Consider the following 16,917-nt stretch of genomic DNA (forward strand, 5'->3'; position numbering starts at 1 on the left):
ACGGCGCGGGCTCGGCGGTGCAGGTCGGGCCGGCGAGGAACGGCCGGCGGCGTCGATGTTCGGCATGCGCCGATCGCGACAGCCCTTGGAAACGCCAAGTCCGCGAGCCGCGGATCGCCCCGGCTCCTCTCGCATGGCCGCGAGAGGAGCGGGGCCGGCCGTCGTCCGTCTGGGACGGGGTTCGCTTGCAGATGTTTACCGCGCGATGCTTACTTCGCGACCTTGGCCGGCGCCGCATCGGCCGGCACCGAGGCGATCCAGCGATCGATCCGTGTTTCCAGTTCGCGTAACGGCAAGGCGCCGCCGCCGAGGATCTGGTCGTGGAAGGCGCGGACGTCGAAGCGCGCGCCGAGCTTGGATTCGGCGCGGGCGCGCAACTCGCGGATCTTCAACTGCCCCATCTTGTAGGCCAGGGCCTGGCCCGGCCAGGCGATGTAGCGATCGGCTTCGGCCTGGATGATCGGGTCTTCCATATCGGAGTGGTCGCGCATCCATTGCACCATCTGCTCGCGGCTCCAGCGCTGGTGATGCACACCGGTATCGAGCACGAGACGGTTGGCGCGGATCAGTTCCTGCGAGAGGCGGCCGAAGTCGCTGTACGGATCCTGGTAGAGGCCGACTTCCTTGCCGAGATCCTCCGAGTACAGCCCCCAGCCCTCGATGTAGGCGAGCTGGCCGGTCAGGGTGCGGAACTTCGGCAAGGCCGGCAGGCCACGCGCGACCGACAATTGCAGGTGATGACCGGGCACGCCTTCGTGGTAGGCGATGGCCTCGACCGTGGTCAGCAGGCGCTTGTCGGGCTCGCCGGTGTTGACCGTGATCAGACCGGGGCGCTTGCCGTCCGGCGTGCCGGGCATGTACTGCGCCGACGAGGCTTCTTTTTCGCGCCAGGTTTCCACCGCCTGCACCTGCACCGCGGTGGTCGGCAAGGTGCCGAACAGGTCGGGCAAGCGCTTTTCCATGGTCGCGATGTACTGGCGATACAACTCGAGAATCTGTTCGCGCGATTGGGCGTGGCGGGCAGGATCGGCCGCTATCGCCTTGCGCGCGGTCTTCAGATCGGCATAGCCCAGGCGCCGGGCGATCTCGGTTTGGGCGCGTTCGATGCGTTCGACTTCGCTCAGGCCGAGGCGATGGATCTGCTCGGGCGTCATCGACGAGGAGGTGAACTGTTCGATCGCATAGCGGTACAGGCCATCGCCGTTCGGCACCGACCAGATGCCGTATTGCTCGCGGCCTTGCGGCGCGTATTCCTTGGCGACGAACTCGGCGAGGCGGCGATAGGCCGGTCGTATTTGCTGGTCGACGACTTCGAGGATCTGCTTGCGCAGGCGCTCGCGTTCTGCCGCCGGCACGCTGTCGGGAAACTTCTTCAGCGACGCGGCGAATACGCTGTCCTCGCCGGCGACGTCGGCGATGCCGTTGCATTGCGCGGCGACCTTGTCGAGCAGGTAGCGCGGCTGCATCAGGCCGTCCTTGGCGCCCTGGCGGGCGACCTCGGTGACCTGGTCGAGGATGCGCGGAATCCCGCGCAGACGGACGAGGTAGTCGTCGTACTGCTGGGTGTCGTTGAACGGGAACGCCTTGACCATGATGGTCAGGAACAGATGGGTGCCGTTGAACTGGTCCAGCGGCATCTGGTTGGTCTTGAGCTCGTAGCCCTGGATGTCGTTTTCGAGCCAGCGCACCAGCAGACGGTGATTGAGCAGATCGCTGTCGGCGAAGCCGGTGCTGTCGACCGCCTGGAGGCGGGCGAGCAAGCGGCGGGTCGCTTCGTTGTGGCGCTTGGCGCCGGCGAGGGAGAAATCGCTCCAGGCCGCGTTGTAGCGATAGTCGCCGAAGAAACTGGCCTGCTCCGGCAACTCGCGCATCAGGCCTTCCCAGTGCTCGTCGACCAGGGCGTTGAACTGGCGCGTGCGTGCGGCGACGTCGTTGGCCGCGGCCGGCGCGACGGTCGCGGCCCGGGCGGTCGCGGTGTTGCCGGCGGCATGAGCGGCGGGCAGGCAGATCGCGCCGACGAGCGCGGCCGACAGCGCGGCGATACGGAACGCGGAGCGCGAGCGGCGATAGGGGTACGCAAGAGTCATGGTGGGCTCCGTGGTGGCGAATGACGTTGGGGCGGGAAGCGAAGTCCCGGTCCCGTCCGGTGCCCGGACGGGGTTGATATCTACAGATACGGCCAAGGGCGGATCGGTGGCACGGCCGAGCGATTTTATTTTCCTGGCGGTGCGAGCGATCAGGCCGATCGCGTCGCCAGCGCCGGCGGCACCATCGCCGCGCGCCGGGCCGGGCCGTACACCGCGAGTTGCCCGAGCAGCCACAGGCACAGCGCGCCTAGCGGCAGATAAAACCCGGGCAGGCGCGGCAGTTCGTAATAGCGCATCAGGGCCAGGTTGATCGCGAACGCCAGCGCCATGCCCAGGCCGATGCCGATGCTGGTCAGCAGGAAGTTCTCGGTCTGGAAATAGCGCAGGATCTGGCCGCGGGTGGCGCCGAGCGCGCGGCGCACGCCGATCTGCTTGGTCCGTTGCTGCACCCAGAAGCTGGCCAGGCCGACGATGCCTAGCGCGGTCACGATCAGCAGGGCGATGCAGACCGAAGCGAGCAGCCAGACCATCGAGCGGTCGGTCTGATGGAACTTGTCGCTCATGTTCTCCAGGGTGTCGTTGTCGATGTCGAGGATGCGCACCGGGCCGTTCTTGCTCAGCGCTTCGGCGGCGCTCTTGAGCACTTCCTGGCGCCGCGACGGATCGGTACGGATCAGGTAGATGCCGCTGTTGTAGTCCACCTGGATCGGGAAGATCACCGAGTAGTCGGCGCTGGCCGGGCCGAAATGCTCGGTCGGGCGCAGCAGGTGTTCGACCACGCCGACCACGTGGGTCGGCGAGTCGCCCCAACCGTAGAACACCTTGCCGATCGGGTCCTGGCCGGGGAACAGCGCGTCGGCCAGCGAGCGGGTGACGATCGCCGAAGCGATCGGATAGTCCGAACCCGGCTCGCGGATCTTGCGGTAACTGAGCACTTCGTCGGCGTTGAAATCGCGGCCGGCGACCAGTTTGAGCCCCATGGTCTTGAGAAACTGCTCGTCGCCGAGATAGGTCGTGGCGTTGGCCGTCGGCACCGGTTGCCCGCGCTTGAGCTCCAGCCCGGTGTTCCACGACGAACTGCCGTAGCGTACCTGGTTGGTCACGGTCGCTGCCTTGACCCCTGGCAGCGAGCGCAGCACGGCCAGGTCCGACTGGGTCAACGAATCGGCGCCGTTTTTCTCGTTGATGCCGCTGATCGAGAACCGGATCAGTTCGTTCTCGACCATGCCACTGGGGCGCTGCATGCGGGCGATGCGGTTTTCGATCAGGAACACCGCATTGCAGATGATCGCGCAGGTCAAGGCGACTTCGAACACGATCAGCGCGGCGGCGGTCTTGTGCCGGCGCAGGGTGGACAGGATGGGGCGGATATCCATGGCGAGCCTCGACGGAAGATGGATCACTGACTCTTGAGCTGGATGGCCGGCGTCACCTGGCAGGCGCGCCAGGCCGGCAACAACCCGGCGAGCACGCTGGCGACGACGGCCAAAAGGAAGGTGACGAGCAACATGGTCGGGTCGAGGCGGGCGAGGGCGGCATAGCTGACCGGCTGCTGGCGCACCGCCCACAGGCCCAGTTGCGCCAAGAGCAGGCCGAGCAGGCCGCCGGCCAGGCCGACGGTGCCGGCTTCGACCAGGCATTGGGCGAAGATCGCCGTGCGGGTCGCGCCAAGCGCGCGGCGTACGCCGATCTCGCTGGAGCGGCGCAAGAACTTGGCCAGCAGCAGGCCGACCGTGTTGAGCAGGCAGACCAGCAGGAAGCCGAAGGCGAGCCAGGTCTGCAGGCGCACGTCGGCGGGCACGACGCGTTTGAAATCCAGCCACTGCATCAGGTCGTCGAGCTTCGGCGCGGTCGGGCGCTCGAAGCGCCCGGCGCTGCGTTGCTGGGCGACGTAATTCTGCAGGTACTGGCGATAGGCGGCGGCTTTTTCCGGCGTGGCCAATTCGACCCAGTACTGCACCCAGGCGCACTTGGCGTTGATGCTGCGGTTGCCTTCCTCGTCGACGTTGTTGTCGCCCCAGCAATCGATGTTGCCTTGCGAGCTCATGCGCAGGTCGCGGCTGGTGGAGAACGGCAGGAACAACGCCTCGGGTTCGCCGAAGCCTCCCGGGCCGGACAGCTCGTAGAAGGTCGGCTGCGGATGCCAGTCGCCGATCACGCCGACGATGCGGAATTCGCTCTTGTCGATCCACAGCGATTTGCCGACGCTGTTGCCGCCGCCGAACAGTTTCTCGTTGAGGGTATTGCTGATCACGGCGACGCGGGCGCGGCGCGCATCGTCTTCGCCCGGCCACGGGCCGCCGTACTGGAACGGCACGCCGAACATGGCGAAGAAGTCGGCCGAGGTGTAGCGCGAGATCTGGCGGAACGGCGGCAGGCCGTCGCGGCGCGGCTCGATGGCGACGTCGCCTCCGCTCATCAGCGCCTGGCGGTCGCCGCGCTTCTCGCGCAGCAGCGCCTCGGCATCGAAGCGGGTCATGTCCTCGTGCGGCTCGTCGCCGGGCGTGTAGCCGGCCATCGGGCGCGGATCCATGCGCGGATGGAACAGGTGCTCGCTCCTGCCCGGCAGCGGATCGCCGGACAGCACGTAGAACACGGTCAGGGTGGTCATCGCCGCGCCGATGCCGAGCGCGATGGCGACCACCATCAGCGCGGTCAGCACCTTGTTGCGCTTGAAGCTGCGCAGGGCGAGCTGGACGTAGTAGCCGAACTGGCTGTTTCCGGTCATGGCGACGGTCTCAGGCGAGGGTGGCGTCGGCATCGACGGAGGCCGTCGGCATCGGGGCGCGGATCAGGCTCGGCTCGGCCTTGAGGTCGGTGGCCATGCCGTCGACGATGTGGACGTTGCGCTGGGCGCGTGCGGCGAGTTCGGGGTCGTGGGTCACCATGATGATGGTCGTGCCCTGGGCGTTGATCTCTTCCAGCAACTCCATCACCCCGCGCGCCATCTGCGAATCGAGGTTGCCGGTGGGTTCGTCGGCGAGCAGCAGGCGCGGCGTGCCGGCGAGCGCGCGGGCGATCGCCGCGCGCTGTTGCTGGCCGCCGGACAGTTCGGCCGGGTAGTGCTTCATGCGCGAGCCCAGGCCGACCTGGGTCAGGGCCTGCTCGATGCGCTGGCGGCGCTCGGCGGCCGGCATCCGCCGATAGCGCAGCGGCACGTCGCAGTTGTCGAACAGGTTGAGGTCGGGAATCAGGTTGAAGCTCTGGAAGATGAAGCCGATCTTCTGGTTGCGCAGGCGCGAACGCGCATCGTCGGACAGGCCGCGCACGTCCTCGCCGTCGAGCCGGTACTCGCCGCCGCTGAAGGTCTCCAGCAGGCCGGCGATGTTGAGGAAGGTGGTCTTGCCCGAGCCCGAGGGGCCGGTCACCGCGACGAATTCGCCGTCCCGTACGTGCAGGTCCAGCGAGCGCAGGGCGTGGGTTTCGACGAGTTCGGTGCGGTAGACCTTGGTGACCTGGCGCATGTCGAGCATGACGTGTTTCCTTTGGCGGTGGGCTTCAGCGGATCGCGAACATCGGCAGCGCGCACGCGGCCAGGTAACGATGGATGCGGATCGGGCGGCGCGGTGCGGCTTGGTTGGCGCTGCGCGCGTCGCCGGCATCGCGGGCCTGATCGAAATCGATCAGCTGATGCAGGCGCAGCGGCACGGCGTCGGTCAGCTCTTGCGAGCTCCACTGCGGGGCGAACGGGAAGTCGGTGGCGTGGTGTTGGGTTTGCATGATCATTCTCCACTGATGCGGACGGTTTCGGCGTTTTCGAACTGGTCGCTGCCGGAGACGACGACACGCTCGCCCGGTTGCAGACCTTCGAGGATTTCCACGGCGTTGAGGCTGCTTACGCCGGTACGGATGCTGCGGCGGGTGGCGACGCCGTTGGCGACGACATAGGCGCTGTTGCCGCCGGCCTGCTCCAGGAACGGGCCGCGCTCGACCATCAGCGCGTTGCGGCGGGTGTCCAGGACGATGCGCGCGCTCAGGCGCTGGCTCTGGCGCAGGCCCGGCGGCTGCTTGCCGGTGAAACGCAGGCGGCTGACGACTTCGCCGTTGACGACTTCGGGCGAAACCGCGGAGATCTGCGCCGCGAACGGTTGGCCGTTGCCGCTGGTGACCTGCGCCGGAATGCCGATCGCCAGGTCGCGGGCGAAACTTTCCGGCACCTTGATCTCGACTTCGAACACGCTCAGGTCGACCACGCTCAACACCGGATCGTTGATCGCGACGTTGGCGCGCTGGGCGACCTGGACCTGGCCGACCTGACCGTCGAACGGCGCGCGCAGGGTCAGCGCTTCGACCTGGCGTTGCGCCTCGACCGCGATCGCGCGTTGGCGATCGGCGAGCAAGCGCTTGTTGCGGGTGTCCAGCGCGGCGCTGCGGCCCTGCCGGCCGAGGTCGCCCTGGGCGTGGCTCAGGCCGATGTCGGACTTTTTCAGGTCGTCCTGGGCCTTGGCGACGTCGACCTTGGCCACCGCGCCGCCTTCGAAGGCGCGCTGATAGCGTTCCAGATCGCGCAGGGCGGCGACGCGGGCAATCTGCGCTTGGTCGAGTTCCTTGCGTGCGGTCGAACGCGCCAGTTCGGCGTCGAGCTCGGCGCGGCTGGCCTCGGCTTCCAGGCTGGCCAGGGTGGCCTGTTCCTGGGCGAGCTTGCTGCGCAGTTCCGGACTGTCGATCTCGGCCAGCACCTGGCCTTTGCGGACCACGTCGCCGGCGACCACCTTCAGGTCGACCGAACCGCCGGCGATCGCATACAGGATCGGGCTGTTGGCGGCGATCACCCGGCCGTCGGCGGCGATGTCGCGGACCAGTTCGCCGCGCTTGACCTCGGCGATGCGCAAACGCTCGGCGTCGACCGAACGGCCACCCGCGCTCCAGCCCGACAGCAGCCACGCGCCCGCGCCCAGAGCGAGCACGCCGGCGCCGGCGCCGAGCAGCCAGCGGCGACGGTGCCGCCCCTGCACGGTGGCGGTGGCGACTCGGTGGTCCTGCGCAGAAGTGTCGCGGATGCTCATTTCGGTGGGACTCGGGCTTGGCGGTTTATCCATAACCCAAGCACAACGCGTGCCAACTGCAAGTTGTTGTTTTTTAAGGGCGGACACCGCCGTCCGGGTGTCCGTCCGGACGGACAATGCGTCCGCCGGACGTGTCCGCGACGGGGCGCGGATAGAATGCGGACATCCCCCAAGGAGTTGCCCCAGCATGTGCGGAATCGTAGGTGCGATCGCAGATCGTGACGTGGTACCGGTTTTGATCGATGGCTTGAAGCGACTGGAATACCGTGGCTATGACTCGGCCGGCATCGCCGTGTTCGACGGCGCCGACCTGCGCCGCGTGCGCCGGACCGGCCGCGTCGGCGAAATGGAAGCGGCCGCCCAGGCCGAAGGCTTCAACGCCTCGGTGGGCATCGGTCACACCCGTTGGGCGACCCACGGCGGCGTCACCGAAGCCAATGCGCATCCGCACATCAGCTTCGGCGAACTGGCCGTGGTCCATAACGGCATCATCGAAAACCACGACGAGCAGCGCGAGCGTTTGCGCGCGGCCGGCTACAGCTTCGAGTCGCAGACCGACACCGAAGTCATCGCCCATCTGATCCACTTCCACCAGTCGCAGGGGGGCGACTTGTTGGCGGCGGTGCAGAATGCGGTACGCGAGTTGGTCGGCGCCTATGCCATCGCCGTGGTCAGCAAGCGCGAACCCGATCGCATGATCGCCGCGCGCATGGGCTGCCCGCTGCTGATCGGCCTGGGCGAAGGCGAGAACTTCGTCGCCAGCGACGTCTCGGCGATCCTGCAGGCCACGCGCCGGGTGATCTTCCTGGAAGAAGGCGACACCGCCGACCTCACCCGCGCCCAGGTGCGCGTGTTCGACGGCAACGGCGCGGCGATCGAGCGCGAGGTGCACGTTTCCGACGTGTCGCTGGCCTCGCTCGAACTCGGCCCCTACCGCCACTTCATGCAGAAGGAAATCCACGAACAGCCGCGCGCCATCGCCGACACCATCGAGGCGGTAATGGACGACGGCAAGTTCTCGCCGGAGTTGTTCGGCGCCCAGGCCGAGTCGGTGTTCGCCGGCGTCGAGGGCGTGCAGATTCTCGCCTGCGGCACCAGCTATTACGCTGGCATGACCGCGCGCTACTGGATCGAAGCCATCGCCGGCCTGCCGTGCCAGGTCGAGATCGCCAGCGAGTATCGCTATCGCGCCGCGGTCGCTAATCCCAAGCAACTGATCGTGACGATTTCGCAGTCCGGCGAAACCCTCGACACGATGGAAGCGTTGAAGTACGCCAAGTCGCTCGGCCACGACAAGACCCTGTCGATCTGCAACGTGCCGGAAAGCGCGATCCCGCGGGCGAGCCAACTGGTGTACTACACCCGCGCCGGCGCCGAGATCGGCGTGGCCTCGACCAAGGCCTTCACCACCCAGCTGGTGGCGCTGTTCATCCTCACCGCGACCCTCGCCAAGCAGCACGGCAAGCTCTCGGCCGAGCAGGAAGCCGAGTTCATCGATGCGCTGCGCCACCTGCCGGGCAGCATCCAACACGCGCTCAACCTGGAACCGCAGATCACCGCTTGGGCTGACCGCTTCGCGCCGAAGCAGCACGCGTTGTTCCTCGGTCGCGGCGTGCATTACCCGATCGCCCTGGAAGGCGCGCTCAAGCTCAAGGAAATCTCCTACATCCACGCCGAGGCCTATCCGGCCGGCGAGCTCAAGCACGGCCCGCTGGCGCTGGTCGATGCCGACATGCCGGTGGTGGTGATCGCGCCGAAGGACAGCCTGTTGGAGAAGGTGAAGTCCAACATCCAGGAAGTGCGCGCGCGCGGCGGCGAGATGTTCGTGTTCGCCGACCTCGACAGCCACTTCGGCGAATCCGAGGCGGTGCACGTGATCCGCACCCCGCGCCACGTCGGCGTGCTGTCGCCGGTGGTGCACGCGATTCCGGTGCAGTTGCTGGCCTACCACGCCGCTCTCGCGCGCGGCACCGACGTCGACAAGCCGCGCAACCTGGCCAAGGCGGTCACGGTCGAGTAAGCGCGTCGTCGTCGCGCAGCGCCCAGGCTCACTTGGGCGCTGCGTCTTCGGATGCCGGCCGGTCGCGCCGGCGGCGACATCGAGGGGTCGGCCGGGTCGTGCCGCGGCCTTCCTCCGCTACGTGCCCTGGGCTGCCGGGGCGGGCTATCCCGGGCTGCAGGAAGCTGCTGAACTAGTAGCGCGTGGCGCGCAGTACCGGGGCGGCCGCGCGCCGCCGCTCGACGGCCATCGCCGGGCGGTGCGAACCTCAACCGGTCACCATCCCCGCCTCATCGGAGTCGATGCCAAGATGACCGATACCGAGATACAGACCGAACAGACTGCGACTGTCGCGGCGACGTCTGCCGCGGCGACCTCTGCGGCCTATCGCAACGATCGCGCCCATGTCGTGCATTCGTGGTCGGCGCAAGCCTCCCTGGATCCGGTGGTAGTCGCCGGAGGCAGCGGTTCCCGCTTCTGGGACGAGACCGGCAGGACGTGGCTGGATTTCTCCAGCCAATTGGTCAACGTCAATCTCGGCCACCAGCACCCCAAGCTGATCGCCGCGATCCAGGCTCAGGCCGAGCGTCTTTGCACGCTCGCGCCCTATCACGCGAACGAAGCCACGGCCGAAGCGGCGCGATTGATCGCGCAAGCGGCACCCGGCGATCTCGACAAGGTGTTCTTCACCAGCGGCGGCGCCGAAGCGGTGGAGAACGCGGTGCGCATCGCCAGGCATCACACCGGTCGCATCAAGGTCCTGTCGGCGTATCGCAGCTATCACGGCGCCACTGCCGGCGCGATATCGCTGACCGGCGATCCGCGCCGTTGGGGCGCCGAACCCGGCATGCCCGGGACGGTCAAGTTCTGGGGGCCGTACGCGTATCGCTCGGCCTTCTATTCCGACTCCGAGGCGCAGGAGTGCGAGCGCGCGCTGGCTCACCTGGCCGATGTGCTCAGGGTCGAGGGCCCGCATACCGTGGCGGCCGTCGTACTGGAGTCCGTCGTCGGCGGCAACGGCGTCCTGGTTCCGCCGGACGGCTACCTGCGCGGCGTACGCGAGCTGTGCGACCGGCACGGCATCGTCATGGTGGCCGACGAAGTCATGGCGGGGTTCGGGCGCTGCGGCGAGTGGTTCGCGATCGATCGCTGGGGCGTGGTCCCGGACCTGATCACCTTCGCCAAGGGCGTCAACTGCGGTTATGTCCCTCTGGGCGGCGTGATCATCAGCGAGCGTATCGCCCAGATCTTCGCTCACCGCGTATTCCCGGGAGGCCTGACCTATTCGGGCCACCCCTTGGCCTGTGCGGCCGCCGTCGCCTGCCTGAACGTGTATCGGGAGGAAGGCATCATCGAGCGCGTTCGCCGCCTCGGCGAGGAGCTGGTGCGGCCCGAGCTGGAAGCACTCAAGAGCCGGCATCCGTCCGTCGGCGAGGTGCGAGGCCTCGGCATGTTCTGGGCCTTGGAGCTGGTGCGCGATCCGGTCAGCCGCGAGCCGTTGGTTCCGTACAACGCGGCCGGCGCCGACAACCGGCCCATGGCCGAGTTCGCAGCGGCGTGCAAGGACAAGGGGCTGTGGCCTTTCGTCCACTTCAACCGAGTGCACATCGCTCCGCCGCTCAACATCGGCGAAGCCGATCTGCGGACGGGGTTGGCCATCATCGACGATGCATTGCACGTCGCCGACCGTTATCTGGCCCAATAACCGAGCCTTGGCCAAGCCGCTCCTCGCTTCGTGCAGCGCCTGAATCAGAGGCGTCCTGCCGCAGTGGAAGGAAGCCCGAAGATACCGGGCTTCCTTCCATGCCGCATCAGGCGGTGGCGGCTTTCTCCACCAGCGCATCCAGGCCGAAGATGTCGCGGGTGCTGTCGGAGAAGATCACCGAGAACACTTCATCATGGTTGCGGAAGGCCTTGAACTCGAGCGAGTTGCCGCTCGGGTCGCTCAGGAACATGGTCGCGTGTTCGCCGGGCAGGTCGCGCATGCGCACGTGCGGCGGATCGATGAACGCATGCCCCCGCGACTTGATGCGGTCGGCCAACGAACTCCAATCCTTCCAGTCGAGGTTCACTCCGAAGTGCGGCACCCGTACGGTCTCGCCGTAGAACGCAGACCCGAACGAGGTCGCGGCGCCTTCGCTGCCGCCCGGCGTCTGGTGGATGACCAGGTGATGGCCGTAGAAGTCGAGGTCGATCAGATTCCTGGTCGACCGGCCCTGTTTCGCGCCGAGCACATCGCAATAGAACTGGCGGGCTTGTTCCAGGTCGTGCACGCCGATGGCCAGATGGAATTGACGGATGGCGCCGCCGCCGCGGTCGCCGGCCGGTCCGAGAATGATTTCGCCGACCGCGGCGCGTTCGGCGGCGTCATGGCCGTCGGGCATCGTCGCTGCGTCCTGGATGTTCTGCCAGAACGAGGTCCAGGCCGCCATGCTGTCGCAGAAACCGTCCTGCAGGGCCTCGACGCTGCCGTTGTCCATGGACGCGATCTCGTCGCTGATGAGCTTGCGCAGGTTCTCGCGATGGACGATGTCGTGCTCGCCGACGTGCAGCTCCCAGAACTTCCAGGCGATCGTGTCCTTGTGTTGTCGGATGTACGGATTGAGCAGCAAATGCTGGTACAGGCGAGCGAGATAGATCTGGCATACGCACTCGCCGCCCATGCCGCGCAAGCCGATGCCGTAGGCCGTGCTGTAAGCGGGGTCGATCAGGTTGGAACGGGCGTTGTCCAACAACGCGATGTTGCCGGCCAGCGCCATGCTGTCCAGCGGCGGATGAGCGATCCCGAGGCTGCCCAGGAACTCGTCGTACAACTCCGGATGCGCTTGGGTGTGGTCGCCTTCGCCCAACTCGTCGAGGAGAATGTCGGCGAGGAAACTGCGCATCCGTCCGGGCTGCAGCCTGGCGATCAACAGCGCGATGTCGGTGATGTAATAAACGGTGAAGTAGCGGTACTGCGCCAGTAACGAGAACAGGCGATCCGGGCTGGCGGTTTCGACGAAGGAGAACATGTCCTTCGCCTGTTCGACGGTTGCATCCTGCAGAGCGTCGGCGAGTTTCCAGAACTGGTCGATGTCGACGACTTTGGTCGAACACGGCTGTGGTGGCGAAACAGTCTTCATCTTTTGGTCCGTCCTGTGATGACGAGAGTGGATGACTTGGATTGCCCGGGCCGCGCCGATCCCCGTGTTCGCCGTGGCCCGCTCGATCGCGTGCCTGCGGCGTGGGGCCGCCGTGCACGCGCTTTGCTTCGATAGCCTTCGCCTGTGCCAGAAGGCCGATCCTGATCGCGATGCAAGTCACGCGATTGGCCGGAACTGATGCGAGGCAAGTCACGTTATCAATCCGTCGCAGCACGTTCTGCGACGCCGGGAGCGTTCGATGAGGGCGCAGCAAGCCAGCCGAACGGCTGCGGTGCCGGGAGTCGTCGACACCAGACTGGTCGTCTATCGAAGCGTCAGCCTGTCGCAGTAGCTGTGACCCGCGAGGCCGCCCGTTGTCGGGTGAGCTGAACAGGGACGATGCGTTTCGACGAAGCGTTTCGACCCGGCCGGGGCCGCGCCGGGCGTGGAGCAGGCGCGATCGCCGCGATACGCAGAGTCTTCGGAGCAGCGCACGCAGCGCTATGCGGGCCCCGCGTCTGCAGCGACTGCGGCGCCGCCGCCGTTTGCCGGGTTTGTGATGCGGTGGCTAACGCCGCTGTGACCTGCGCAACTGCATCGCTCGCGCGGATGGGGTTAGCTGGGCGCGTCCGTCGAATGTACTCATCCGACGACATTCGCGACGGACCGCGACCGCGCCTAAGCGCGCGGCTGGATGTTTCAAACCAAAGGAGATGGGTATGTCGATCGTTCGAGACTGGCTGGACCGGACCGGTGCCGGCGTTGTGGTGTCGACCTTGCTTTGCTGCGTCGCGTTTACCGCCGGGGCATCGCAGATGAAGGTCAATTCGCAGATGCTAGGCGCCGCTCAGCGCGATCTGGATTTATCCGCGACCCAGGCCGCCCGCTGGCTGCAGTTGCAAGGCCAGGCGCCGGCGACGGCGGCGATTGCGCAGCGGCGCCTCGGCGCGCATTACGCGGGCACTTGGATCGAGCACGGGGATAACGATGAGGTGCGATTGGTCGTCGCTTCGTCCGATCCGCGCGCCCGGCTTACGCTCGAGGGCGTGCAACTGCGCAAGGTGCGTTACAGCCTGGTCGAATTGGAAGCGGCGAAAGCGCGGCTCGATCGCAGCGCGCGGGCGCGAGTGCCCGGCATCAGCCGGCCGCTCGACGGCGTGCACGCCTGGCATGTCGACCCGGCCAGCAACTCGGTGCTGATCAGCGTGGCGCCGGAGCAGATGGAGCGTGCGATCGATTTCGTAGCCCACAGCGGCGCCGGCAGCGGTTTGCTGCGTTTCACCGCCATGGAGGGCGTGCCGCAACCGACTGCGTCGGTCTACGCCGGCCGCGCTTACCAGAAGGGCGGCGGGTCTTCGTGCTCGGTCGGCTTCGCGGTGCGGCAAGGCGCGACCAAGGGCTTCGTCACCGCCGGCCATTGCGGCACGGTCGGCGAATCGATCTGGCTCGATGGCGCGCCAGCCGGTCACATCGCGGCGTCGGAGTTTCCCGGCGCCGACCGGGCCTGGGTGGCTCTCGGCGCGCAGCACGACGTGTTGCCGTGGGTGAGCAATTACGCCGGTGCATATTTCTACGTGCGCGGCAGTAACGAGGCCTTCCATGGCGCGATCGTCTGCCGGTCGGGTTGGAAGACCGGCTATCAATGCGGTTTCATCACCGCCAAGAACGTCACCGTGAACACGACCGGCGGCACCGTCTATGGCCTGACCCAGACCAATGCCTGCGCCGGTTACGGCGACTCCGGCGGCGGTTGGATCGACGTTTACGAGCACGCTCAGGGCGTGACCTCGGCGTCCAACATTCTCCCCGGTTTCGACCACAATTGCGGCCAGTTCACCGCGACGACCTGGTTCCAGCCGGTGAATCCGATTCTCGAGCTGTACGGGCTCAGCCTGGTCACGCTGTAGGCGGGTACTCGCAGTTCGCCGCCGCGCGCGGCGGCGCCATCGCAAGTCGTCGCAAGTCGCGACAGGAAACGGGAGCGCCTGGCGCTCCCGTTTTCTTTTTGCGCCCGCATCCGTATCGCTGCGCCGATCGGGCCATTGGATTAGCCGTCGCCAGGCGCGTCGCCGGTGCTGAATGCGCGATGCGCCGAATCCGTTTCATCCATGCAACGTCCTACGCCGCGCGGGCGTCGCGTTGTATTGCAGGTGATGGGCGCCGTGGGCGCACTCAATCGATACCCAGGACCCGACGAGGCCGGAACGCCTCGCCGGACAGCGTTCCGACGCTGATTTCAAGGAGAACCGCATGCCCCCGGGCCGTCTGCTCAATCTCAACCAGATCGTCGCCGGCGTGCGTCCGGCCGTCGCGGTCGCCCCCGCCAAGTCCATCAAGATCGCCATGCCCGTCGCGGCGCCCGCGGTGGTGGCGCCTGCCGTGATAGCACCTGCCGTGTTGGCGCCCGCAGCGCCCGCCGAAGTCGTCGCGCGTCCAGCGGTCATGCCGGCGATGCGGATCAACCCGGCGATGCTGCGCGCGCAACCGGCGATCATCGCTCAACTCGAAGGTCGGACGGTGCGGCCGCGCTTGAACGATCTGCGCCCGGGCTTGTTTCCGATCAAGGCCGATGCCGGTTTCGTACGTTCGCAGTCGCCGCATCCGATCAGCCCGAGCGCGACGCCCGACGACCGCTGTCTGTTCGAGGATCCGCATAACCCGCAGCAGCGCTATTGGCTGCCGCGCTATCGCGTGCGCAACGAGGGCGGCCGTTACGAGATCAAGGTCGCGCAGGCCCAGGACGGCCTGTGGGCGGTCAGCGTGGCGATGGAAACCTATCCGGCCGCGGAGATCGGCGACGCCGCGCGCAGCGCGCAGATGCTGCCGGTCGCGCGCAGCGCGGTGATCAGCTACCGCGCCGCCGGCACCGCAATCGAGCAACGCCTCCCGGTCGGCGAGTTGATCGACGACCCGCGCGGCGGCTGCGTGGCGATGCTGCGCCTGAGCCTGGCCGAACGCGATGCCTTGCTGCGTGCGTTCATGTCGAGCGAGTCGCAGGCGCGCCTGCTGATCTCGCGCGGCTACACCGTGGCGGTGCCGTTGCCGGCCAGCCCGGCGCCGGATGCGCCCAAGCGCCAGTTGATGATGATCAAGGGCCAGATGCTGCTGTCGCGGGCGCCGCAGGCGAGCGTGTCGGCGGCGGCCTTGTCGCGCGCTTCGGCGGCGAGCCTGCGGGTGGCTCCGGCGGCGATGGTCAAGCCGGCGATGGGCAAGCCCGAGATGAGCAAGCCGGCGATGATGGCGCGCGGCGCGGCGATGCCGGGCATGCGCATGCACATCAAGCGCCGCGGTTTCGACGGCGAGCCGATCATCGTCCAGCCCGAGCCGGAGCCGCTACCGCAGCCCGAGCCGCAACCCGAGCCGGCGCCGGAGCCGCGCTACGACGCATCCAACCAGTCGCAGGACTGGGCGATCCCGCTGTTCTTCGAGCCGGTGCTGCATCCCTATCTGTATCCGTCAGGCGCCCAGCCCGGCCCGGCGGCGCCGCGTTGGGTGGTGCATTCGCTGCGCTATCCGGCCGGCGGCGGCCGCAGCCATGCCTATTTCCAGGACATGAGCGACCCGGCGCGCATCTATTACCTGCCGGATGCTTTCAAGCTCGCGCGCCGCAGCGAAGCGCCGCATGCGCCGTCGCTGGCGTTCCGCATCGACCAGGGCGCGGACGCCGACGACGCCAAGGTCGACCTGACCTGCGAAGTGCGCCCGGTCACCGACGGCGAGCGCCTGCTCGCCGCGCGCCGCGAACTGGCCAGCAAGGTGCCGGCCAGCGCCGACAACCCGCAGCGAGAGTTCGACCTGCGCCTGCTGCGCGCCAGCTCGACTTTGCAGTTGGCGCTGATGCGCGACGGTGCGATCCGCTTCGAGACGGTGCCGGCCGCGATCGACTGGGACAACGGTTTCACCGTCAACGAGCGTTTCGAGTTCGACGACTTCCAGGAAGTGTTCGCGGTGCTGATGTCGCTGTCGAACTCCAACCTGTTGCAAGGCAGCGTGGTGGTGTCGACCGGCATCAACGAGAACGTGATGGTGCCGGTCAAGCTCAACTTCGCCGACATGGAAGGCGAGCTGTTCCAGTCGATCGAAACTCCCGACCCGCAGACCGGCGCGGTGGCGGTGCGCTTGCTCAACGCCACCGAGAGCAAGTTGCGCATCGCCCGCCTGCCGACCTGGATCACGCGCGGCGAAGGCCTGGTCGAAGGTCGCATCGAAGGCCTGGACCTGAGCCAGCCGGTCGAGATCGCCCCGGAGCAGGGCGTCGATTTCGTGGTCCAGCCGACCGCCGCCCTGAGCGGCAGCGCGCCGGCCGATGCGATTTTCAACACCGCCTCGGTGCGCAGCATTCCCGACGGCGAGGCGATCATGAAATACACCTTGGACGAGACCATCGACCAGCAAACGGTGCGTCCAGTGCGGCTCATGACCACGCCCGAGGTCTTGCTTAACGCCGGCCACGCCGCGGGCGAGATCGCCAGCATCATCGTCGAGTTCCGCGGCAACAAACGCGTCGTGCTCGACGCCGCCAACCTCGCCGTCGACGTCGACGTGCCGGTGCCGTTGATGGACATCCTGTTGCGCCGCGACAGCGAAGGCTTTTACGAGTACCGGCAGACGGTGATGTACAAATCGGGCCAGAGCCTGCCGAGCACGCCCTGGTGCCGCACCGACGAACCCGCCGTGTTGATCGCGGGGGCTTGAGCGATGTC

General features: G+C 67.3%; 11 protein-coding genes. 4 read left to right on the forward strand and 7 right to left on the reverse strand.

Going from position 1 to position 16,917, the window contains the following annotated elements; all coding sequences use genetic code 11:
* Window positions 1–209 precede the first annotated feature (209 nt).
* The 6 genes from EX88_RS0106195 to EX88_RS0106220 all read right to left on the reverse strand — a co-directional run bounded on the left by EX88_RS0106195 (window position 210) and on the right by EX88_RS0106220 (window position 7,093).
* Entirely contained in the window at window positions 210–2,087 is a 1,878-nt protein-coding gene (locus EX88_RS0106195) for a DUF885 domain-containing protein (RefSeq protein WP_081930658.1), read from the reverse strand.
* A 149-nt stretch (window positions 2,088–2,236) separates the two neighbouring features.
* Entirely contained in the window at window positions 2,237–3,463 is a 1,227-nt protein-coding gene (locus tag EX88_RS0106200) for an ABC transporter permease (protein WP_031371133.1), read from the reverse strand.
* A 23-nt stretch (window positions 3,464–3,486) separates the two neighbouring features.
* On the reverse strand, window positions 3,487–4,815 hold the full coding sequence (locus tag EX88_RS0106205) for an ABC transporter permease (protein WP_031371134.1): 1,329 nt from the start codon (window positions 4,813–4,815) through the stop codon (window positions 3,487–3,489).
* A gap of 10 nt (window positions 4,816–4,825) precedes the next feature.
* The gene (locus EX88_RS0106210) at window positions 4,826–5,560 is read right to left on the reverse strand and encodes an ABC transporter ATP-binding protein (protein WP_031371135.1); all 735 of its coding nucleotides are present in this window, start codon (window positions 5,558–5,560) and stop codon (window positions 4,826–4,828) included.
* Window positions 5,561–5,585: 25 nt separating this feature from the next.
* The gene (locus EX88_RS0106215) at window positions 5,586–5,807 is read right to left on the reverse strand and encodes a hypothetical protein (protein WP_152566121.1); all 222 of its coding nucleotides are present in this window, start codon (window positions 5,805–5,807) and stop codon (window positions 5,586–5,588) included.
* 2 nt (window positions 5,808–5,809) lie between these two features.
* Window positions 5,810–7,093: an efflux RND transporter periplasmic adaptor subunit gene (locus tag EX88_RS0106220; protein WP_031371137.1), complete on the reverse strand. Its 1,284-nt coding sequence runs from the start codon at window positions 7,091–7,093 to the stop codon at window positions 5,810–5,812.
* Window positions 7,094–7,280: 187 nt separating this feature from the next.
* On the opposite strand from EX88_RS0106220, the gene glmS reads away from it, so the two are divergent.
* Window positions 7,281–9,113, forward strand: a complete 1,833-nt coding sequence (gene glmS / locus EX88_RS0106225) for a glutamine--fructose-6-phosphate transaminase (isomerizing) (protein ID WP_031371138.1) — start codon at window positions 7,281–7,283, stop codon at window positions 9,111–9,113.
* Window positions 9,114–9,234: 121 nt separating this feature from the next.
* Window positions 9,235–10,797: an aspartate aminotransferase family protein gene (locus EX88_RS0106230; protein ID WP_200875803.1), complete on the forward strand. Its 1,563-nt coding sequence runs from the start codon at window positions 9,235–9,237 to the stop codon at window positions 10,795–10,797.
* A 106-nt stretch (window positions 10,798–10,903) separates the two neighbouring features.
* Here the strand turns inward: EX88_RS0106230 and EX88_RS25120 are convergent, their stop codons facing one another.
* Complete coding sequence (locus EX88_RS25120; RefSeq protein WP_081930659.1) at window positions 10,904–12,214, reverse strand: iron-containing redox enzyme family protein; 1,311 nt, start codon at window positions 12,212–12,214, stop codon at window positions 10,904–10,906.
* A 719-nt stretch (window positions 12,215–12,933) separates the two neighbouring features.
* Here EX88_RS25120 and EX88_RS0106240 point away from each other — a divergent pair.
* A complete protein-coding gene (locus EX88_RS0106240; protein ID WP_161786080.1) occupies window positions 12,934–14,121 on the forward strand; it encodes a S1 family peptidase in 1,188 nt (395 codons plus the stop codon).
* Window positions 14,122–14,464: 343 nt separating this feature from the next.
* Window positions 14,465–16,909: a hypothetical protein gene (locus EX88_RS0106245; RefSeq protein WP_031371142.1), complete on the forward strand. Its 2,445-nt coding sequence runs from the start codon at window positions 14,465–14,467 to the stop codon at window positions 16,907–16,909.
* Window positions 16,910–16,917 lie beyond the last annotated feature (8 nt).

Source organism: Lysobacter antibioticus (genome assembly GCF_000731095.1).
Lineage (GTDB): Bacteria > Pseudomonadota > Gammaproteobacteria > Xanthomonadales > Xanthomonadaceae > Lysobacter > Lysobacter antibioticus_B.

What these genes read in the sequence shown, in the direction of transcription:
- EX88_RS0106195 (WP_081930658.1), bottom strand. Translation starts at nt 2,087, where the DNA reads ATGACTCTTGCGTACCCCTATCGCCGCTCGCGCTCCGCGTTCCGTATC.
- EX88_RS0106200 (WP_031371133.1), bottom strand. Translation starts at nt 3,463, where the DNA reads ATGGATATCCGCCCCATCCTGTCCACCCTGCGCCGGCACAAGACCGCC.
- EX88_RS0106205 (WP_031371134.1), bottom strand. Translation starts at nt 4,815, where the DNA reads ATGACCGGAAACAGCCAGTTCGGCTACTACGTCCAGCTCGCCCTGCGC.
- EX88_RS0106210 (WP_031371135.1), bottom strand. Translation starts at nt 5,560, where the DNA reads ATGCTCGACATGCGCCAGGTCACCAAGGTCTACCGCACCGAACTCGTC.
- EX88_RS0106215 (WP_152566121.1), bottom strand. Translation starts at nt 5,807, where the DNA reads ATGCAAACCCAACACCACGCCACCGACTTCCCGTTCGCCCCGCAGTGG.
- EX88_RS0106220 (WP_031371137.1), bottom strand. Translation starts at nt 7,093, where the DNA reads ATGAGCATCCGCGACACTTCTGCGCAGGACCACCGAGTCGCCACCGCC.
- glmS (WP_031371138.1), top strand. Translation starts at nt 7,281, where the DNA reads ATGTGCGGAATCGTAGGTGCGATCGCAGATCGTGACGTGGTACCGGTT.
- EX88_RS25120 (WP_081930659.1), bottom strand. Translation starts at nt 12,214, where the DNA reads ATGAAGACTGTTTCGCCACCACAGCCGTGTTCGACCAAAGTCGTCGAC.
- EX88_RS0106240 (WP_161786080.1), top strand. Translation starts at nt 12,934, where the DNA reads ATGTCGATCGTTCGAGACTGGCTGGACCGGACCGGTGCCGGCGTTGTG.
- EX88_RS0106245 (WP_031371142.1), top strand. Translation starts at nt 14,465, where the DNA reads ATGCCCCCGGGCCGTCTGCTCAATCTCAACCAGATCGTCGCCGGCGTG.